Source organism: Bradyrhizobium sp. 159 (assembly GCF_023073795.1).
GTDB lineage: Bacteria > Pseudomonadota > Alphaproteobacteria > Rhizobiales > Xanthobacteraceae > Bradyrhizobium.
Map to the genome: position 1 here is coordinate 18,031 of NZ_JADPKE010000071.1, position 20,273 is coordinate 38,303.

Annotated in this window: 19 protein-coding genes and 1 riboswitch; of the genes, 11 read left to right on the top strand and 8 right to left on the bottom strand. The window is 63.9% G+C overall.

Annotated elements, in window-relative coordinates; all coding sequences use genetic code 11:
* Positions 1-40 precede the first annotated feature (40 nt).
* Positions 41-505, bottom strand: coding sequence for a PaaI family thioesterase (locus IVA96_RS19635; RefSeq protein ID WP_247418753.1), 465 nt, complete (start codon positions 503-505; stop codon positions 41-43).
* Between the two features lie 371 nt (positions 506-876).
* Between IVA96_RS19635 and IVA96_RS19640 the strand changes: the two genes are divergently transcribed.
* Together IVA96_RS19640 and IVA96_RS19645 are read left to right on the top strand one after the other, a co-directional pair.
* Complete coding sequence (locus IVA96_RS19640; protein WP_247280763.1) at positions 877-1,170, top strand: hypothetical protein; 294 nt, start codon at positions 877-879, stop codon at positions 1,168-1,170.
* Between the two features lie 106 nt (positions 1,171-1,276).
* Complete coding sequence (locus IVA96_RS19645) at positions 1,277-1,531, top strand: hypothetical protein (RefSeq protein WP_247280663.1); 255 nt, start codon at positions 1,277-1,279, stop codon at positions 1,529-1,531.
* Here the strand turns inward: IVA96_RS19645 and IVA96_RS19650 are convergent.
* Both IVA96_RS19650 and IVA96_RS19655 read right to left on the bottom strand, forming a co-directional pair.
* Positions 1,528-1,773, bottom strand: coding sequence for a hypothetical protein (locus IVA96_RS19650; RefSeq protein WP_247280664.1), 246 nt, complete (start codon positions 1,771-1,773; stop codon positions 1,528-1,530). The genes IVA96_RS19645 and IVA96_RS19650 overlap by 4 nt on opposite strands.
* 150 nt (positions 1,774-1,923) lie before the next feature.
* Positions 1,924-2,112: a hypothetical protein gene (locus IVA96_RS19655; protein WP_247418755.1), complete on the bottom strand. Its 189-nt coding sequence runs from the start codon at positions 2,110-2,112 to the stop codon at positions 1,924-1,926.
* 206 nt (positions 2,113-2,318) lie between these two features.
* On the opposite strand from IVA96_RS19655, the gene IVA96_RS19660 reads away from it, so the two are divergent.
* From IVA96_RS19660 to IVA96_RS19685, 6 genes are all read left to right on the top strand, one after another.
* A complete protein-coding gene (locus IVA96_RS19660; RefSeq protein WP_247418756.1) occupies positions 2,319-2,576 on the top strand; it encodes a DUF2798 domain-containing protein in 258 nt (85 codons plus the stop codon).
* A 1,335-nt stretch (positions 2,577-3,911) separates the two neighbouring features.
* Entirely contained in the window at positions 3,912-5,000 is a 1,089-nt protein-coding gene (gene recA / locus IVA96_RS19665; protein WP_247280668.1) for a recombinase RecA, read from the top strand.
* A 717-nt stretch (positions 5,001-5,717) separates the two neighbouring features.
* The gene (locus IVA96_RS19670) at positions 5,718-6,086 is read left to right on the top strand and encodes a hypothetical protein (RefSeq protein WP_247418758.1); all 369 of its coding nucleotides are present in this window, start codon (positions 5,718-5,720) and stop codon (positions 6,084-6,086) included.
* A 3-nt stretch (positions 6,087-6,089) separates the two neighbouring features.
* Positions 6,090-6,503, top strand: coding sequence for a hypothetical protein (locus IVA96_RS19675; protein ID WP_247418760.1), 414 nt, complete (start codon positions 6,090-6,092; stop codon positions 6,501-6,503).
* A gap of 116 nt (positions 6,504-6,619) precedes the next feature.
* A complete protein-coding gene (locus tag IVA96_RS19680; protein WP_247418762.1) occupies positions 6,620-7,084 on the top strand; it encodes a hypothetical protein in 465 nt (154 codons plus the stop codon).
* 65 nt (positions 7,085-7,149) lie between these two features.
* Positions 7,150-8,115 carry a hypothetical protein gene (locus IVA96_RS19685; protein WP_247418764.1) on the top strand — a complete coding sequence of 322 codons (966 nt, stop codon included), beginning with the start codon at positions 7,150-7,152 and terminating at the stop codon, positions 8,113-8,115.
* Positions 8,116-8,119: 4 nt separating this feature from the next.
* Here IVA96_RS19685 and gcvP read toward each other — a convergent pair whose 3' ends face one another.
* From gcvP to gcvT, 3 genes are all read right to left on the bottom strand, one after another.
* Positions 8,120-10,987, bottom strand: a complete 2,868-nt coding sequence (gene gcvP / locus IVA96_RS19690) for an aminomethyl-transferring glycine dehydrogenase (RefSeq protein ID WP_247418803.1) — start codon at positions 10,985-10,987, stop codon at positions 8,120-8,122.
* Between the two features lie 174 nt (positions 10,988-11,161).
* Positions 11,162-11,530 (bottom strand): glycine cleavage system protein GcvH, encoded by a 369-nt coding sequence (gene gcvH, locus IVA96_RS19695; RefSeq protein WP_247280671.1) that lies wholly within the window; start codon positions 11,528-11,530, stop codon positions 11,162-11,164.
* A 10-nt stretch (positions 11,531-11,540) separates the two neighbouring features.
* Positions 11,541-12,692, bottom strand: a complete 1,152-nt coding sequence (gcvT, locus tag IVA96_RS19700) for a glycine cleavage system aminomethyltransferase GcvT (protein WP_247418766.1) — start codon at positions 12,690-12,692, stop codon at positions 11,541-11,543.
* 147 nt (positions 12,693-12,839) lie between these two features.
* Positions 12,840-12,930: riboswitch (glycine riboswitch) on the bottom strand.
* A 236-nt stretch (positions 12,931-13,166) separates the two neighbouring features.
* On the opposite strand from gcvT, the gene alaS reads away from it, so the two are divergent.
* Complete coding sequence (gene alaS / locus IVA96_RS19705; RefSeq protein ID WP_247418768.1) at positions 13,167-15,845, top strand: alanine--tRNA ligase; 2,679 nt, start codon at positions 13,167-13,169, stop codon at positions 15,843-15,845.
* A gap of 197 nt (positions 15,846-16,042) precedes the next feature.
* On the opposite strand, the gene IVA96_RS19710 is transcribed toward alaS, so the two are convergent.
* Positions 16,043-17,257 (bottom strand): NADP-dependent isocitrate dehydrogenase, encoded by a 1,215-nt coding sequence (locus IVA96_RS19710; protein ID WP_247280674.1) that lies wholly within the window; start codon positions 17,255-17,257, stop codon positions 16,043-16,045.
* A 336-nt stretch (positions 17,258-17,593) separates the two neighbouring features.
* On the opposite strand from IVA96_RS19710, the gene IVA96_RS19715 reads away from it, so the two are divergent.
* Together IVA96_RS19715 and cynS are read left to right on the top strand one after the other, a co-directional pair.
* Positions 17,594-18,802, top strand: coding sequence for a TrmJ/YjtD family RNA methyltransferase (locus tag IVA96_RS19715; RefSeq protein WP_247418770.1), 1,209 nt, complete (start codon positions 17,594-17,596; stop codon positions 18,800-18,802).
* Between the two features lie 263 nt (positions 18,803-19,065).
* The gene (gene cynS / locus IVA96_RS19720) at positions 19,066-19,554 is read left to right on the top strand and encodes a cyanase (RefSeq protein ID WP_247280676.1); all 489 of its coding nucleotides are present in this window, start codon (positions 19,066-19,068) and stop codon (positions 19,552-19,554) included.
* A 133-nt stretch (positions 19,555-19,687) separates the two neighbouring features.
* Here the strand turns inward: cynS and IVA96_RS19725 are convergent, their stop codons facing one another.
* Entirely contained in the window at positions 19,688-20,011 is a 324-nt protein-coding gene (locus tag IVA96_RS19725; RefSeq protein ID WP_247280677.1) for a DUF1476 domain-containing protein, read from the bottom strand.
* Positions 20,012-20,273: the final 262 nt, after the last annotated feature.

The window sequence follows — 20,273 nt, forward strand, 5'->3', positions numbered from 1 at the left end:
TTGTGGAGGCGATGCGAACGATCGTTCACATCGCGCGCGCTCACCCTGGCAGCATCGCGAACGCGCTCGACACGATCGCAACCGGCTTGTTGTCGAAGGCCGAGAGCAGCGTGACGCGGCCGAAGCTTATGGTGCGGCCGAGCCGCACCACGCGCGCGTCCGCCAGCACGTCCGACGAGGAGGCTGCGCGCATGAAATGCGTGGTTTGGTCGACCGTGGTCATCGGACGATAGCCGCGGTTGGCGGCGAGGATCGCGATCACCATCGCGGTGTCGGCGAGCGCCATCAGCGCCTGGCCGCAGACCACGCCGCCGTTCCGGCACAGCCGTTCCGAGAACGGCATGCGCAGGAGCGCGCCCGGCTGCCAGTCCGGCGCATTCGCTGGCTGTGCGTGCTCGATGCGCTCGACCGAGAGGTCGAGATCCTGGACCCAGGGTGCAAAGACCTCGCCGAGGATGCGTTTCGCATCGGTGATGCCGAACTCGGCGTCTGGCTGCGTTTGCATTGCTGTCGTTCCCTCCATTGTTGCCGGATGTTTCGTCTCATTCTGCGCGCATCGGCGCGGCAAAGTCACCGGGTCTGCTGCCGGCCGCGTCGGCTTGAAAATGCCCGACTTTGCCCGATATGATGGCCTTGCTTGGGTACGGGTGGATGATGTTGCGTCGATGTGTCCTGGTCTTTTGTCTGGCCGCGCTCGGCCTTGCGCTGAACGGCTGCACCAGATGCGGCCCGATCTGGGACGACTGGCTGCATGCGCCGAAATCGTGCAGATCGGACCGGATCTAGCGGCTATGCGGCCCTGAGCTTGCGGTCGGCCGCCACAAGGACGACAAGGCGCGGGCGATCCGCGCTTCGTGGATGATCAAGGAGTGAATGATGAAGCTTTTCCGTTTGGCCGCGGTGCTGGCCGTGCTGGCGGGACCGGCCTATGCGCAAATGCCCAATCTCAATTTGCTGCAGGATGGTCCGAGCAAGAGCCCCGAGGAGAAGGCCGCGGAAGCCGAACGTGAAAAGGCCTACAAGGAGACACTGAAGAAGATTCCGGACTCCAAGGCCTCCAACGATCCCTGGGGCGGCATGCGCTCCGATCCGCCGAAGCAGTCGGCGGCGCCGAAGGCCTCGGCCGCGACCAGTGCGCCGAAGAAGAAATCCGGCACGGCTGCCAATTGACCTTCCGCCGGTCGGAGGCGGTAGACGCCTCCGGCCGGGGACTCCTCTTTGCCCCACAGGCCTCCTACATCTCGCAAGAGCGTATTTGCGTAGAGGAGGGCGGCACATGGCCGATCGTCCGCGGGATCTCGCCGAACGGATGGCGCGCCGGCGCAAGATGGGCGGCAAGCCAGACCACGCGACCGGCGACGGCTATCTGCGCGAGACCTTCACGCTGCCGCGCGCAGCGGCACGGGCGAGGGCGGAGGCCTTCTTCGCCCGCTACCCCAAGGCGGGCTATATGAGCGCAGTCGAGAGCTGGCGCGAATTGCCCGGCGGCGACATCGAATTCACCATGCGGCGGCTGCCCAGCGCGGATTAGGGTCTCACCTTTTCGAGCGTTTCTGCGACGATGCGGATTCGGAATACGGGCTCCTTGGCCTCGTCCAGCAGCTCCATGTGCCATTCGGAATTTTCCTGGAGCTTGCGGGCGATCCCGGCGGCCATGTCGGCGCAGACGCTGGTCATCTCCTTCCAGGCCGAATCGCGATCGGCAAATTCGCTCGCCTGGTCCGCGCAGCCGGAATAACGGCCGTTCCGGATTCGAAAGAAGTAGAGCGGCATGGCTGGCACCGATCACGCGTGACGGCCCAACCCCCAAGGCCACGGGCGCGCAGTGCAATCCCAAACCCCGATCAGATCAATTCCGGGCGGCTACGGGATATGCCCCTCGCGAGGCGCCGCACCCGCCGCTGATCTCACTGGCGGTCTTGCTCAGGCCGTCTTGCGCTCGATCGCCTTCAGCTCGCGGTCGATGCGCGGCTGCACCCGGCGAATCGCCAACAGGTCGATCTTCGTCTCGGTTCGGCCGGTCTTGATCTGCTCGCCGATGCGGAATCGCCAGTGCCAGATTCCGGGAATTGCCGTCCTGGCGACGGTGAATTCGACACCCCTGTGATTCATGGTCACCTCCCACGATTCACTTTCCATGCCTGCAGCATGTTGGGCGCCATCATATTCCGGGGACAAGCAAAATCTGCCGGTAAACCCATCGTGGCCTCGCGCGCGGGAAGGGAACTCTGTTCATGGTCGGAGAACCACGGAGTCCACCGCGCCGGCGGCATGTGCCTTGCTTGGCCTCATGACGGCACGCAAACCATGGGCGCCTCATGCTCGGCATTCCCCGCCGCTACTCCCATTTCGTCTTCGGTATCATCCAGTCCGGATTGACCTCGCTGATCGCGGCCGGCATCGCGAGCCTTCCCGCGGGGAGCGCGATGGTCTTCCTCGGGCACTGGATGGTGTCGTGGCTGATCGCATGGGCCGCGATGCTGCCGATCGTGCTGCTGGCTGCGCCCGCGATCCGCGCCGTCTCGCTGCGGCTGACGCGCGAGGAGAAGGACCTGCGAACCGGCCGGCAGGCATGAAAAAACCCCGCCTGGGGAGAGCCAAGCGGGGAGGAAGTTATTGGAGGCTGAGGTGCTGGGCTGCAACACCATAGCCAAGCGACCCTAGCCGGTTCGGCTTACGACAGCCTGACAGGGCCAAATCGAGGCCGGTCGGTAATCGCCTTCGCCCATGGGCCGCAAACAGAAAACCCCGCTCGAGGGAGCGGGGTCGTCGGCCGGGTATGGAGGCCCAGTGTTGGTCCACCGAGCACGACGAGAATAGGCGATCAGGCTGACACGCGCCTGACGGGTGTCAGTGAAAGTCGCGGTCGCGAGGCCGCAGACTGGCCCCGCGCCTGTCCCAATTTCGACATCCGGCCGCACAACTGGCGACACACGGGTCGGCAAGATTCCACACCGTCCGGCGCGCCATGGGGGAACGTGGCACGGCGGCAACGGGGTGGCATCATGGATAACGTAGAGCGGTCATTCGCCGCCGCGACGGCGGCTGGCTTCGTCGTGCTGGTGATCAGCCTCGTGCTGCTGGCGGTGCTGTAAGGCAGCGCAAGCGCAGGTGCGGGGAGCGACCGGGGTCCGTATCGTCGCGGTTTGCCGATGATGAACCGGCGCTTTGTCCTTCAAAAATGGAAAAACAACCCCATGCACAGTAGGCCGTGGGATGATTTCGTCATTCCATCAATGACTTACATGAGGTATTTCGATACCTTAATCGAGCGAGAAGCGCATCCCGACGCGCGATGTTGGTCCCTTCGGGTTCACGGTAGCCGTGCGCAGCGGGCCCTGGCGAGCGCTAGTGGAGCTTGATCTCGTCCAGGGGCAGCCGCAGCTCGGCGGCGCGCTCGTCGCGGTCCTTCTTGCGGAACGCGTTCTCCTTGCGCTCGAACTTGATCATCTCCTCCTGCGCGGCCTTCAGGAGTGGATTGCGCCTGATGGCGTCGCGGTGTGTGTCTTCAGTATGGGCAGAGGCTCCGGAGGTGCAGTCTCGTCCCGAAGAAGACCACAGAGACCGCGAAAAGGTTCGGTGCCTCAGGATTAAGGATTTGTGACGGCCAGAGATCCTGGAAGGGCAGATTAGGACAGGAATACGAACGGTAGTTGCCCGGAATCCACTTGGCATTGTGATACCGGTACGGTGGCTCCCGCCGGGGCTGGCATTTCATCCCGAAACGAGATTGCAACCGGCAAAGGGGTCGCTGAAAGGCGGCCCCTTTTCGATTCAGGAGAGTGAATTAGGGACTCTTGCAAAGAACATATTGCGAACCTAGAACAAATGGGGTACATTGCTTTTATTGCCGGCCCGCCTCTCAATCGTTTGTCCCCCTAGCGAATCCTCGCCATAAGGAGCACGACCCAATGTCCGCCACTGCCCTGCGTATCGTCGAAGGATCTTCCATGGACAAGAGTAAAGCCCTGGCTGCCGCGCTCTCCCAGATCGAGCGCCAGTTCGGCAAGGGCTCGGTGATGAAGCTCGGCAAGAACGACCGGTCCATGGACATCGAGGCGGTGTCATCGGGCTCGCTCGGGCTCGATATCGCGCTCGGCATCGGCGGCCTGCCGAAGGGGCGCATCGTCGAGATCTACGGGCCGGAATCCTCGGGCAAAACCACGCTGGCGCTGCATACGGTGGCGGAAGCGCAGAAGAAGGGCGGCATCTGTGCCTTCATCGACGCCGAGCACGCGCTCGACCCGGTCTATGCCCGCAAGCTGGGCGTCAACATCGACGAGCTCCTGATCTCGCAGCCCGACACCGGCGAGCAGGCGCTGGAGATCTGCGACACTTTGGTGCGCTCCGGCGCGGTCGACGTGTTGGTGATCGATTCGGTCGCAGCGCTGGTGCCGAAGGCCGAGCTCGAGGGCGAAATGGGCGATGCGCTGCCGGGTTTGCAGGCCCGCCTGATGAGCCAAGCGCTGCGCAAGCTCACGGCCTCCATCAACAAGTCCAATACCATGGTGATCTTCATCAACCAGATCCGCATGAAGATCGGTGTGATGTACGGTTCGCCCGAGACCACGACCGGGGGCAACGCGCTGAAGTTCTACGCCTCCGTCCGCCTCGACATCCGCCGCATCGGCGCTATCAAGGAGCGCGACGAAGTCGTCGGCAATACCACCCGCGTCAAGGTGGTGAAGAACAAGCTGGCGCCGCCGTTCAAGCAGGTCGAGTTCGACATCATGTACGGCGAGGGCGTCTCCAAGATGGGCGAGATCCTCGATCTCGGCGTCAAGGCCGGCATCGTCGAAAAGTCCGGCGCCTGGTTCTCCTATGACAGCCAGCGCCTCGGCCAGGGCCGCGAGAACGCCAAGGCGTTCCTGAAGGCCAATCCCGACATCACCGCCAAGATCGAGACCTCGATCCGCCAGAACTCCGGCCTGATCGCCGAGCAGATTCTCGCCGGCACCCCCGAGCGCGACGCCGACGGCGAGGAGCCGACGGAGGAGTAAGACTTACCGCGAAGAATTTTCGCGAGGAGCGGGCGCTGAGGACGTTGAGTTGCCGACGTCGTCAGCGCCCGTTTCGTTTTGTGTTGTCGTGATCGGGTAGTGTGATGAAGCGTCTGATCCTGACCAGTTCGTCGGGCTTTGCTCTCGCCAGATCGAGGCTGGCCGAATTCGTCATAATGTTCTCGTTTCGCTTTCAGTGGGGACCCGTGCCTCCACCTGAAATGCGTGCGGCCTATTTTGCGGCACGTTCGGAGACTCTTGGGCCGGGTGATCACTGGTCGGACTGGGGCATCCATTGGCCTCGCGCCATGAGTCGTCGCAAAAATCTATCGCTTGTCGATTTCTGCGAACCTTACGATGTGATCGAACTCTGGTTCGATCCAAATCCCGAAGATCAGTTGCAACTTATTTGGTTGCTCGATCACCTCAGATCTCATTCCTGGCCGGCGCAAAAACTCAAAATGCGCCTTGTGGCGGACGATCTAATCGGGATGAGAGGCGATAACCTGGGAAAGTCTGCGTCGCATATTCCCGCCTTTAATGTCACTGCCAGGGAATTCGGGACTGCCGAGGCGGCGTGGCGGGCCTATTGCGAACCGGCACCGGAAAGCTGCGTCAATCTCCTCCGCAGCGACCTCAGTGCATTACCGATGCTGAGGCCGGCTTTGCTCAATGCCAGAATTGCCGTCACCCTCGACAGGGCTTGGTGCGACGGAGATGCGATTTCTGGAGCTTCTTTCCAGAGGGTTTGGGAACACGAATTCGTTGTTTCATCTGCGCTCGCATCGGCGCACGTTCGTGTTCGGAGAGACCGAGCTGGGTTGGTTGCTCGAGGGGCTGGCGCTCGGCCCCAATCCCGCAGTGGCCGGTTTGGGCGAGGAACTGCGCACAATCGACCTTAAGAATTTGAGGGCTCGGCATGAAGTCTATCTGCGCAGCCGCCTTTCGCTGACCGAATTCGGTAAAGCTGTCCTGGCACATCAGGATGATTTCAGCCGCCACAATCCGATCGATCGCTGGTGGGGCGGCACGCATCTGACCAACGACCGGCTGTGGCGGTACGGCCCTGGTTTGACGAGGCCCTGAGGCATGACGCGGCTCATTGTGACAACCGACTCGTCCACTGCCGGCGGGATACAACGCGCCGGTGTCGCCGATCTTGTCATTGCGATCGAGCATCGGCTGGTCTGGGGACCGCTGCCGTCGGATGCCGAACTCGAGGCGTTCTTTGCGCCACGCACAACGCAGCCGCATGGCCTCCATTGGCTGGACGACACACCATCCTGGCGTCTTGAAGAATCGGGGATGACGGGGCGTGGATTGATCGAGCTGATGGCCGAATGCGAATCGGTCGAATTATGGCCAGGACCTGAGCCGAATGCGCAATTGATTTTGCTGTGGCTGCTTGACCGTTGCGGCGGTGAGAGAGCGGCAGTCTCCAAGCTCGCGATACGTCACCTCGACATTGCCCTGGTATCGACCCGGAGCGGTTTGCGAAGCTAAACCCGCCGGCTGCTAGGTCCACGGCAGATCACCTCGCACTGGCTGGGCGTGCGTGGCAGGCCTATCGCGCCCTGACGCCGCAGGCCTGGTTCGATCTGCTCAAGGCCGATTTGAGCTTGCTGCCGCAGTTCGAGCCTTGCGCGGTTGACCTGCTCGAAGAGCTTCCGAACGTCACAACCGGTCTTGGAGCGACGGAAACACGAATTCTGGAATTGATCGCGCCCGGCGGCGTGCTGCCCTTTGACGTCTTTCCAGGCCATCAGAAGCCCAACGAGCGTCGCGTCTTCGACTACTGGGAAGTGGGCGCGCTGCTCGATGGACTGGCGCGATGTCCGGTGCCGGCTGTGTCCGGGCTGGACGAGGGGCCATTCTCGCTTGACATGCATGACGATGTTCTCCGTCACGCACGATACAAGCAATCCCGCTTGTCGCTTACAGATCTGGGAAAGGCGGTGCTGGCAGGCAAGGAGGATTTCTACCGCCATAATCCGGTTCCCCGCTGGTGGGGTGGAACGCTTCTCACCAGCGAACGGCTCTGGCGCTGGGATCGCGAAATCCGGTTGTTGATTGCGCCTGACTAACGCGTGCGTATCGCTCAGTGTGCTCCCGTATTGCGCATCAATTTTGAGAGGCGATCTTGTCTCATATGATCCTGACGACGAACGATGGAGCAGCCGCCGTGCTTGGCCGCTCTAACCTGGCGAACATCGCCCTCGGCTTTTCCCTTCGCTTCGTCTGGGGCCAATTGCCGTCCGAAGAGGAGCTCGCGGTGGGGCTGGAGGCACGTTCCGCGAAGCATTCCAGAAGAGGCGATCATTGGCTCGACGGGGTGGGACGAGATCGGCTGATGGGCTTCGGTTCGCCGGATATTGGTTTCTTCCAGCTCTGCGAGAAATTCGACTCCATTGAAATATGGGCCGACCCACGGCCGAACGATCAGCTCGTGCTCGTCTGGTTGCTCGACCTGCTTCGTCCCTACAAGGAAATCACGACCAAGCTGAGCCTCGTGCATACGGACGACATCATCGCGAACTATGCTCCGCCGTCGGTCGCAAAATGGAAGCTGCCGGCCTTCAAGGTGGCCGAGAACCATGTGACGACCGCGAGTCGCGCCTGGCAAGCCTATCGGGCTGACACGCCGCAACCCTGTTTCGATCTGCTGATGACGGACCTGATGATCCTGCCCAGACTTCGATCGGCACTGATAGCAATGCTTGAAGAGCTTCCGGACAGCGTCACGGGACTCGCTGCCAGCGAAACGGATTTGCTGGATTTTGTGAACGATGGCCACACCGACCCGAGGCTCGTCTGCGACGCGAGGTGGCTTCGCGATGTGCTCGAAGAACACGAAGCGCGCGATGCCTTGATCGAACTGGCGGAACATTCGACGCCCCCGGTCCTGCTGGGCGATCCGTCGTTCGACAATGAGGCCCGCTACCGCGGCGAGAGCGAGTGGAAGGTCACGCTGACAGAGCTCGGGCGTTCACTTGTAGCCCGCGAAGACGATTTGTGGCGCCACAACCCGCTCACACGTTGGTGGGGCGGTACCGAGCTGACCAACGAACGGCTCTGGCGTTGGGACGCCGAGACCCGTTCGTTGATCGCGCCGTAAGCCGCTACTCCGCGGCTTGCGCGTAATCGCTCGCCGGCGGGCAGGAGCACACCAGGTTGCGGTCGCCATAGACGTTGTCGACGCGCCCCACCGGACTCCAGTATTTGTCGCTGCGCGAGGTGCCCGCGGGGAAGCAGCCCTCGCTGCGGGTGTAGGCGCGATTCCATGCATCATCGGCGATGTCGTGCACGGTGTGCGGGGCGTGGCGCAGCGGCGAGGCCTCGATCTTGAAGCGGCCGGCTTCGACCTCGGCGATCTCCTTCCGGATCGCAATCATGGCGTCGCAGAAGCGGTCCAGCTCCGCCTTCGATTCCGACTCGGTCGGCTCGATCATCAGTGTGCCCGGCACCGGGAAGCTCATGGTCGGCGCGTGGAAGCCGTAATCGATCAGGCGTTTTGCGATGTCGTCGACGGTGACGCCTGAGGTCGTCTTCAGCGGCCGGGGATCGACGATGCACTCATGCGCGACACGGCCCTTGGCGTTCTTGTAGAGCACCGGGAAGTGCGGATCGAGCCTTGCCGCGATGTAATTGGCGTTGAGGATCGCAATCTCGGTCGCGCGCTTCAACCCTTCGCCGCCCATCATCAAGATATAGATGTAGGAGATCGTGAGGATCGAGGCCGAGCCGAACGGCGCGGCCGACACCGGGCCGACGGGTGCATCCGCCTTGGTCGCGGGATGACCGGGGAGGAACGGGGCGAGATGAGCTCTTACGCCGATCGGGCCCATGCCGGGGCCGCCGCCGCCATGCGGGATGCAGAAGGTCTTGTGCAGGTTGAGGTGGCTGACATCGGCGCCGTAATCGCCGGGCCGGGACAGCCCGACCTGCGCGTTGAGGTTGGCGCCGTCAAGATACACCTGGCCGCCATGGCCATGGACGATGTCGCAAATCTCGCGGATGTGCTCTTCGAACACGCCATGCGTCGAGGGATAGGTGATCATCACAGCGGCGAGGTCATTCGAATGTTTCTCGGCCTTGGCGCGGAGATCACCAACGTCGACGTCGCCGTTCTTGTCGCAGGCGACCACCACCACGTCCATGCCGACCATCGCGGCCGAGGCCGGGTTGGTGCCATGGGCGGAGGAGGGGATCAGGCAGATCTTGCGGTGGCTCTGTCCGCGCGCGGCATGATAGCCGCGGATCGCGAGCAGCCCGGCATATTCGCCTTGCGCGCCGGAATTCGGCTGCAGTGAGATCGCATCATAGCCGGTGATGTCGCACAGCCACTTTTCAAGCCGCGCGAACAGCGCGTGATAGCCGGCGGCCTGCTCGCGCGGGGCGAACGGGTGCAGCGTCGCAAACTCCGGCCAGGTCAGCGGCATCATCTCGGTGGTCGCGTTCAGCTTCATGGTGCAGGATCCCAGCGGAATCATCGCGCGGTCGAGCGCGAGGTCGCGATCACTGAGCTTGCGCATGTAGCGCAGCATCTCGGTCTCCGAGCGATGCGCATGGAACACCGGATGGGTGAGGAAAGCGGTCGTGCGCTTCAAGTCGTCCGGCAGCGCCTCGCGCGTCTCGGCGTCGATCTCGGCATAGGCAAGTGTGCCGCCGAAGGCGCGCCAAACCGCTTCCACCGTTGCAGGCGTCGTGGTCTCGTCGAGCGCAATGCGAAGCGCGGTTTCACTGATGCCGAGATTGATTGTCTCGGCGGTCGCGCGCGCAATGATCTCGGCACGCTTGGCGCCAGCATCGACGCTGAGCGTGTCGAAGAAGGTCTCCGATTGGAGCGCAAAGCCGAGCTTGCGCAGGCCGGTGGCGAGCACGGTCGCGCGGCGATGCACATTTTGCGCGATCTGCGTCAGGCCCTCGGGGCCGTGATAGACCGCGTACATCGAGGCGATCACGGCGAGGAGCACCTGCGCGGTGCAGATGTTGGAGGTCGCCTTCTCGCGGCGGATGTGCTGCTCGCGGGTCTGGAGGGCGAGGCGATAGGCCGGCATCCCGCGCGAATCCACGGAGAGGCCGACGATGCGGCCCGGCAGCGAGCGCTTCAGCGCGTCGCGCACCGCCATATAGGCCGCATGCGGTCCGCCATAGCCCATCGGCACGCCAAAGCGCTGCGCCGAGCCGATCGCGATGTCGGCCCCTAGCTCGCCGGGCGAGGCGAGCAGCGTCAGTGCCAGCAGATCGGCGGCGACGATCGCGAGCGCGCCCTTGGCGCGCAGTGTCGCGATCGCGGGACGCAGGTCCCGCACCGCGCCCGACGAGCCCGGATATTGCAGCAGCGCACCTAGCACGTCACTCTTAGCGAGATCGGTGAGGGGATCGCCGACGATCAGGCTCCAGCCGAGCGGCTCGGCGCGGGTGCGCATCACCGCGAGCGTCTGCGGATGCACGTCCTTGTCGACGAAGAAGGCTTTTGCCTTCACCTGTGAGTGCCGCTCGGCGAGCGCCATGGCTTCGGCCGCCGCGGTCGCCTCGTCGAGCAGCGAGGCGTTGGCAACGTCGAGCCCGGTGAGGTCGCAGATCATGGTCTGGAAATTGAGCAGCGCCTCGAGCCGGCCCTGGCTGATTTCGGGCTGGTAGGGCGTATACGCCGTGTACCAGGCCGGATTCTCCAGGATGTTGCGCTGGATCACCGCGGGCAGGATCGTGCCGGAATAGCCCTGACCGATCAGCGAGGTGAAGACCTGGTTCTGCCGCGCGAGCTCGCCCATATGCGCGATCGCCTCGGTTTCGCTCAAGGCTTTGCCGAGATCGAGCGGGGCGGCCTGCCGGATCGAGGCCGGCAGCGTCTCCCCCATCAGCGCATCGACGCTCTTGGCGCTGACGGCCTCGAGCATTGCGGTGACGTCGCGCGTCGAGGGGCCAATGTGGCGGCGAACGAAGCTGGCGGCGGTGTCGCCGTTGGATTTGCGGTGCGCGGTCATCATAGGGTCCTCGCTAGGAGTTGCTGTCATCGTCCGCCTTGTGCGCACTTGCGCACAGGGGCGGACGATCCAATACGCCGTGGCCCCTCGGCTCTAGCCGAAGCGGCTGCGTCGACTGGATGCCCCGCCTTCGCGAGGCATGACAGTGAGTGTGAGGCGGCTACTTGCTTCATCTCACGCCGTATGCGCTTTGTACGCAGCCTCATCCATGAGGCCGCCGAGCTCGTTTCTGTCGGCAATCTTGATCTTGAAGAACCAGGCCGCGCCCTGCGCATCCGTGTTCACCAGCGCGGGCTCGGCCGCGAGTGCGGGATTGGTCTCGAGCACCTCGCCCGTAACGGGCGCGTAGACGTCAGAGGCGGCCTTGACGGATTCCACGACCGCGGCGGCTTCTGCCTTCTTCAGCACGCGGCCGATCTTGGGCAGCTCGACGAACACGACGTCGCCGAGCTGCTGCTGCGCGTAATCGGTGATCCCGACGGTGGCGATGTCGCCCTCGATGGCGAGCCATTCGTGGTCGGAGGTGTACAGCGTCGTGGTCATGGGCGAATCCTCAGCGTTTGTAGGTGTTTTTCACGAAGGGCATGGCGGCGACCTCGACGGCTAGGCGCTGGCCGCGCACCTCGGCGAACAGCTTGGTGCCGAGCGCGCTCTGGCTCGTGGGCACATAGCCCATCGCCACCGGCGCATTCAGGCTCGGGCCGAAGCCGCCCGATGTAACCTTGCCGATCGGCTCGCCCGCCGTCGCATCCGCAAACAGCAGCGCGCCCTCCCGCACCGGCGCGCGTCCCTCAGTGCGCAGGCCGACGCGGCGGCGGGATGCACCCTGGTCGAAATGGGCGAGAATCTTCTCGGCGCCGGGGAAGCCGCCGGCGCGCGTCCCACCGCTGCGGCGGCTCTTCTGCACCGACCATTCCAGCGCGGCTTCGACCGGCGTGGTCGTGGTGTCGATGTCGTGGCCGTAGAGACAGAGCCCGGCCTCCAGCCGCAGGCTGTCGCGGGCCCCGAGCCCGATCGGCAGCACGTCCGGGTTTTCGAGCAGCGTCTTGGCGAGGCGCTCGGCATCGCCAGCGGGCACGGAAATCTCGAACCCGTCCTCGCCGGTATAGCCCGAGCGCGAGACGAAACAGGGGAGGCCGGCGACCTCGCGCGGGCCGGCATCCATGAATTTCATGGACGGCGCCTCTGCACACCATTTCGCCAGCGCCGTTTCCGCCTTCGGGCCCTGGAGCGCGATCAGCGCGCGGCCGTCCAGGGGATCGATGACGCAGTCGTCGGAGAGATGCACGCGCAGATGCGCCTCGTCGGCGTCCTTGCAGGCGGCATTGACGACCAGGAACAGGTGATCGCCGAAATTGGCGACCATCAAATCGTCAAGGATGCCGCCATCCGCATTGGTGAACTGGGCGTAGCGCTGCCGTCCCGGTGCAATCGCAATGATATCCTGCGGCACCAGCCGCTCCAGCGCACGGGCGGCGTCCTCGACCTTGCCGGATTTCGGCCGTAGCGCGATCTGCCCCATGTGGGAGACGTCGAACAGGCCGGCGGAGGCGCGGGTGTGGAGATGCTCCTTCAGCACGCCCGCAGGGTACTGCACGGGCATGTCATAGCCCGCGAACGGCACCATCTTGCCGCTCTGGGACACATGCAGGGCGTGGAGCGGGGTACGTCGGAGGAGGGAATCGTGGTCGTCGGGTGCAGGCATTACAGGGGCCCTCGGCGGTTCCCCGGGGACGATTCCCCGGCAGCAACCCATCGAAGCCCCATCTGTCGCTGTGCCTGAGAGTATTATCCCGTCGGCGGACGCTGTCCGGGTCTTAACCCCCGTCGGCGCCTCTTTCCAGATGTTGTCAAAGCCACGCGGTCCTTTTGCCTGAGAGTTTCCGGGGCGGTTGCTCCTTCGGCGCCGGCTGCCTAAAGCCGGTCTCTCCCGACGTGGCCGTACGATACAGATAGGTAAAGACCACAGCCTGGCCAAGCCTGTCAACGCGGCCGGCATCGGCTTTCAACCGGGATTGCGCGACTGCGGCAACCTACTGATCTGCTTGCACATCTCCTTGCACAGTTTCTGGACAGCGAAGCTGGCCTTGTCTAAAAGCGCTTTGGCCCGCAGATATCAGCCTTTAGCGTCTGTTTTGGATGGCGAGAAGCGGGCCCAAGCATACCCGATTGGATGAACATGAGCGGCGTCAACGAGATCAGGTCGACCTTTTTGAACTTCTTTGCCGAGAACGGCCACGAGATCGTGCCGTCCTCGCCACTCGTGCCGCGCAACGATCCGACCTTGATGTTCACCAATGCCGGCATGGTGCAGTTCAAGAACGTCTTCACCGGCGTCGAGAAGCGGCCCTATCAGCGCGCCACCACCTCGCAGAAATGCGTGCGCGCCGGCGGCAAGCACAACGACCTCGACAATGTCGGCTACACCGCGCGCCATCTCACCTTCTTCGAGATGCTCGGCAACTTCTCGTTCGGCGACTATTTCAAGGAGCGCGCGATCGAGCTCGCCTGGAAACTGATCACCAGCGAGTTCGGGCTGAAGAAGAACAAGCTGCTCGTCACGGTCTACCACACCGACGACGAGGCGGCGGGCCTGTGGAAGAAGATCGCCGGCTTCTCCGACGACCGCATCATCCGGATTCCGACTTCGGACAATTTCTGGGCGATGGGCGACACCGGCCCGTGCGGCCCGTGCTCGGAGATCTTCATCGACCGCGGCGAGCACATCTGGGGCGGGCCTCCGGGCTCGCCCGAGGAGGACGGCGACCGCTTCCTCGAATTCTGGAATCTCGTCTTCATGCAGTACGAGCAGGTGACGAAGGAGGAGCGCGTGGGCTTGCCGCGTCCCTCGATCGACACCGGCATGGGCCTGGAGCGCATGGCCTGCATTCTCCAGGGCGTCGAGAGCGTGTTCGAGACCGACCTGTTCCGCAATTTGATCGACGCGGCGGCGTCCGCACTCGGCAGCGGGCCGAACGAGCAGACCGTCGCCTCGTTCCGGGTCATCGCCGACCATCTGCGCTCCTCGGCCTTCCTCATCTCCGACGGCGTGCTGCCCTCGAACGAGGGCCGCGGCTATGTGCTGCGCCGGATCATGCGCCGCGCGATGCGCCATGCGCAGCTTTTGGGCGCGAAAGAACCGCTGATGCATCGCCTGGTCTGGGCGCTGGTGCGCGAGATGGGCCAGGCCCTTCCGGAACTGGTCCGCGCAGAGAAGCTGATCGAGGAGACGCTGCGGCTGGAAGAGACCCGCTTCCGCAAGACGCTGTCGCGCGGACTTGCCATCCTCGATGAGAAGAGCGCGTCCTTGAAGAAGGGCGACATGTTCGACGGCGACGTCGCCTTCACGCTCTACGATACCTACGGCTTCCCGCTGGACCTGACGCAGGACGCGCTGAAGTCGCGCGGCATCGGCGTCGACCAGGCGGCGTTCTCTGATGCGATGGAGCGTCAGAAGGCCAAGGCGCGCGAGTCCTGGAAGGGTTCTGGCGAGGCGGCTTCCGAAGCGATCTGGTTCCCGCTGCGTGAGAAGCTGGGTGCGACCGAATTCCTCGGCTACGAGACCGAGAGCGCCGAAGGCGTGGTTTCCGCGCTGGTCAAGGACGGCAAGGAGGCGGACAGCCTCAAGGCCGGCGAGACCGGCGCGATCGTGCTGAACCAGACACCATTCTATGCGGAATCCGGCGGCCAGGTCGGCGACACCGGCGTGCTGCTCGGCGAGGGCGGCATCAAGGTCCGCATCACCGACACGCAGAAGAAGCTCGGCGATCTCTTCGTCCATATCGGCACGGTCGAGAGCGGCGAAGTGAAGCTCGGCACCGCGCTCCAGCTCGAGGTGGATCATTCGCGTCGTGCGTCGATCCGCGCCCACCACTCGGCGACGCACCTCATCCACGAGGCGCTGCGCCAGGTGCTCGGCGACCACATCGCTCAGCGCGGCTCGATGGTCGCGCCCGACCGGCTGCGCTTCGACTTCGTGCATCCGAAGCCGATCACGGCCGAGGAGCTCGCCCGCGTCGAGGACATCGCCAACGACGTGGTGCTGGAGAACGACGAGGTCACCACGCGTATCATGGGCGTCGATGAAGCCCGTGAGGCGGGGGCGCGCGCCCTGTTCGGCGAGAAATATGGCGACGAGGTCCGCGTCGTCTCGATGGGCAGGACCGCACGCGAGCGCGGCGCCAACACGCTCGGCTGGTCGGTCGAGCTCTGCGGCGGCACGCATGTGAAGCGGACCGGCGACATCGGTCTGATCACGCTCACGAGCGAGAGCGCGGTCGCCTCAGGCGTGCGCCGCATCGAGGCGCTGACCGGCAATTATGCGCGCAAGCACGCCAATGACACCATGGCGCTGGCGAAGATTGCGGCGAACGAGCTGCGCACCTCCATCGACGACGTGCCGGCGCGCATCGCCGCGCTGATGGAGGAACGCAAGAAGCTCGAGCGCGAGCTCTCCGACGCGCGCAAGAAGCTCGCGATGGGCGGCGGCGCGTCATCGAGCAACGGCGCGGCGGCGGGCGTGCGCGAGGTCGGCGACGTCAAGCTGATGGCGCGCGCGGTCGAGGGCATCGAGATGAAGGATCTCAAGAGCCTTGCCGACGACGGCAAGAAGCAGATCGGCTCCGGCGTCGTCGCTATCGTCGGCGTCACCGAGGACGGCAAGGCCGGTGTCGTGGTCGGCGTGACACAGGATCTGACCGCGCGCTTCAACGCCGTGAACTTGGTGCGCATCGCGTCCGAAGCGCTCGGCGGCAAGGGCGGCGGCGGCCGGCCCGACATGGCGCAGGCCGGCGGCCCTGACGGCGCCAATGCGGCCGCGGCGCTCTCGGCGATCGAAAAGGCGATGGCAGGCGCTTAAAACCCCGTATCCCCCGTTCGGCGAGGACGGGGTCGGCATGATGCTTCCTCGGACACAAGTGTCGTCGTTGCGAGGAGCTCGCGACAAAATTGCAGAGCTATTTTGCGCTGATGCGATGGAGCAATCCAGTGTCCGCCGTGGAGGCAGTCTGGATTGCTTCGCTTCGCTCGCAATGACGGTTGAGGCGAGACGCCAGCTTACGCTGCCAGCGCCTTCGTGAGGTTCTCGGCGACCTTGTCGAGAAAGCCGGTGGTCGAGAGCCAGCGCTGGTCGGCGCCGACCAAGAGTGCGAGATCCTTGGTCATGTAGCCGGCTTCGACGGTGTCGACGCAGACCTTCTCCAGCGTGTTCGCGAACTTGGCGAGCTCGGCATTGTTGTCGAGCTTGGCGCGATGCGACAGGCCGCGCGTCCAGGCGAAGATCGAGGCGATGGAATTGGTTGAGGTCTCCTTGCCCTTCTGGTGCTCGCGGTAGTGGCGGGTCACCGTGCCGTGGGCGGCTTCGGCTTCCACCGTCTTGCCGTCGGGGGTGAGCAGCACCGAGGTCATCAGGCCGAGCGAGCCGTAGCCCTGCGCAACCGTGTCGGACTGCACGTCGCCATCGTAATTCTTACAGGCCCAGACGTAGCCGCCGGACCATTTCAGCGCCGAGGCCACCATGTCGTCGATCAGGCGGTGCTCATAGGTCAGGCCCTTGGCGTCGAATTCCTTCTTGAACTCGCGGTCGAAGATATCCTGGAAGATGTCCTTGAAGCGGCCGTCATAGACCTTCAGAATCGTGTTCTTGGTCGACAGATAGACCGGGTAGCCGCGCAGCAGGCCGTAGTTGAAGGAGGCGCGGGCGAAGTCGATGATGGAGTCATCGAGATTGTACATCTCCATGGCGACGCCGGCGCCCGGCGCCTTGAACACTTCCTTCTCGATCACGGTGCCGTCCTCGCCGACGAACTTCAGCGAGAGGGTGCCCTTGCCCGGGAACTTGATATCCGTGGCGCGGTACTGGTCGCCATAGGCGTGGCGGCCAATGATGATCGGCTTGGTCCAGCCGGGAACGAGACGCGGCACGTTCTTGCAGATGATCGGCTCGCGGAAGATCACGCCGCCGAGGATGTTGCGGATGGTGCCGTTCGGCGACTTCCACATCTGTTTGAGATTGAACTCCTTCACCCGGGCTTCATCAGGGGTGATGGTGGCGCACTTGACGCCGACGCCGACCTTCTTGATCGCCTCGGCGGCGTCGATGGTGACCTGATCGTTGGTGTGGTCGCGGTATTCCATCCCCAGGTCGAAATAGAGCAGCTCGACGTCAAGGAACGGGTTGATCAGCTTGTCCTTGATGTACTGCCAGATGATCCGGGTCATCTCGTCGCCATCGAGTTCGACGACGGGATTGGATACCTTGATTTTTGCCATGATCGGGGAAGCCTCTTGGGAACGGCGCTTTGGGCGCGCCACGGGAATATCCGGCGCCTCTTAGCACCGCCGCGCGGCGGGCGAAAGCCAAGGGATTATGCACTTTTAGCCCATCCAGCTTGCGCAGACGGGAAGCGGCAGCCGGCTCCCCGGCCGGGCCGGGCTGACGTTCCAGGCGAGATTCAAAAGTCGAATCCAAGCCGTTATTTCCCTTGAGAATTCTGTCAGGACAGGCAAACGACAAGCGGCGATGCGGCCGGTCCGGTGGGCCGGCTTGAATCAACTCCTGAAGCGGCCTCTGCAAGGCCTTGAGAGACAGCGTGAAAGCGAAGTGAGATGTCGGGGACTGACAAGAGCAAAGCGGGGCTTTCCCTCGACGGTCCCATCGTGATCCTGGTCGAGCCGCAGCTCGGGGAAAACATCGGCATGGCCGCGCGCGCCATGGGCAATTTTGCGCTTGCCGCCTTGCGCATCGTCAATCCCCGCGACGGCTGGCCCAACATCGCCGCGCAGCGCGCCGCGGCCGGCGCCGACCACATTCTGGAAAAGGCCGAACTGTTCGAGACGGTGGAAGAGGCCGTCGCCGATCTCGATCTGTTGTTCGCCACCACGGCGCGGGCCCACGACCAGGCCAAGCCGGTGGTCGGGCCGGAGGCGGCAGCGGCCGAGATCTCGGGTCACATCGCCACAGGGGGCAAGGCCGGTATCCTGTTCGGCCGGGAGCGCTGGGGCCTGACCAACGAGGAGGTCGGGCTCGCCAACCGTATCATCACCTTCCCGGTCAATCCTGGCTTTGCCTCGCTCAACCTCGCCCAGGCCGTGCTGCTGGTCGGCTATGAATGGTTCAAGCGCGCCACGTCAGGCGAGCTGCCGCACGGCATGCCCGAGCGCTCCGAACGCGCCTCGCAGCACCAGATGCAGGCCTTCTTCGACAACCTCGTGCGCGAGCTCGACAAGGTGGAATTTTTGCGCCCGGCCGAGAAGCGGGACACCATGCTGGTCAACCTGCGCAACATCTTCACCCGGATGGAGCCGACCAAGCAGGACATGCACACGCTGCACGGCGTGGTGATGGCGATCGCGGAAGGCCGCAAGGGCCCGGCCAAGGGCGGCGTGCTCGACGGCGAGCAGGCGACGCGCCTGCGCGCGCTCTTGGCCGAGCACGGGCAGGGCGGCAGCGTGCCTGACAGCGGCTCGACTGTGCGCGGGCTCGCGCGCCTGCTCCGCCGCAACCCGACCGACGCCGAGCGCCTGCTGTGGCAGGCGCTGACCCGCGACCGCCGCTTCGCCGGCCAGTTCAAGCGCCAGACCCCAGTGGGGCGGCACATTCCCGACTTCGTCTCCTTCCCGCACCGGATCGCGATCGAGCTGGTCAACGCGGGCGAAGGGGAAGCCATTGCGGCAGATCGCGCGTCGCGGCAGGCTTGGCTGGAGGCGCGGGATTATCGCGTGCTGGAGATCCGGGCGGCGGACGTGGAGCGCGATCTGGAGGCGGAGCTGGTGCGGCTGCAGGGGCTGATGTCGGAAGGATCGAGCGCTTCGTAGCAGGTAGCCTCAGACAGGGTGCCACCATCGAACAAAGACTATTGGCTGCTTCGTCGAGCAACGTCTTCGATAACGTTGCTCTTATCGCAGTCGCTGGAGAACGCGCGGAGAGGACATCATCGACGAGCGGGCGGTCAGGCGGATTCACGGACTTGCCGTCACGAGAGGCGCCGCCATGAAGCGCTAGCCTCATTTATTGGCACGCTTCGTGCCTCCCAAAGCGGCAGGCCCGGCACAATGCCGAACCAAGAGGAGACCCTGACATGAAACGCGAAGACCTCACCGAAAAGCTGCTCGACATCAAGCGCGAGAAGGGCTGGAGTTGGAAATACATCTGCGAGAAGATCGGCGGCTATTCCGAAGTGCTGATAACGGGCGCGATCCTCGGCCAGATGAAATTGACAAAACCGCAGGCCGCCAACGCCGGCGAGCTGTTCGGCCTGTCGAAGGCGGAAGTTGCGATGCTCAACGAGGTGCCGATGCGCGGCACCGGCACGCCGATGCCGCCGACCGATCCCCTGATCTATCGCTTCTACGAAATGGTGATGGTGAACGGCCCGGCCTGGAAGGCGCTGATCGAGGAAGAGTTCGGCGACGGCATCATGTCGGCGATCGACTTCGACATGGGAATCGAGCGCGTCGCCAACCCGAAGGGCGACCGCGTCAAGATCACCATGAGCGGCAAGTTCCTGCCGTACAAATATTACGGCGCCAGCGGTAACGTGCCGGAATACGGCTTCAAGGAGGGGTGATTCAGCTCTGTCATTCCAGACGCCGCGCCAGCGGCGATCCGGAATTCCGAGATTCTCAGGTGCGCACTTGCGCACCTGAGTTCGGACCTGCGGACCGCCCCGGAACGATGGTGTGTGTGGATGCGCCTCGCGTCTACTTTCCCGCCTTCACCTCGGCGGCCGCCACTGCGAGCAATTCGCTCATCTTGGCGCGAATCGCCTGCTCGGTGACGGCAACGTTCTTGGCGGCGAAATCGGCCATGATCTTGCGCAGGACGTCGGCATCGCCGGCCTCCTCGAAATCCGCCGCGACCACCTCCTTGGCATAGGCAGTGGCGGCATCGCCGGTGATGCCGAGCTTTTCCGCCGCCCACAGGCCGAGCAGCCGGTTGCGGCGGGCCTCTGCCTTGAATTTCTGCTCCTCGTCGAGGGCGAACTTCTTCTCGAAACCTTCCTGCCGCTTGTCGAACTCGCTCATGCCTTGTTCCAAATCCCTCTGAATGGAGCGGAGCCTTCCGTTGCGGCGCCCCGACTGCATGCCTACATAGATAGCAGATATCGGCAAAACAACGGGCCGTTAAGCCGCAGTCAAGGCGGTATAAGTCGGCGTCGGATGGACCGGATCGATTGTGCTGGGACAGCCAATCGGATAGGTTGCCTGAAGGTTTGGTTCCTGTTCTGTTTCCAGAGGTTCCAGGCCGTTCACGGCAGCTCCGCTGTGGGTCGTAATCCTAGTCAAC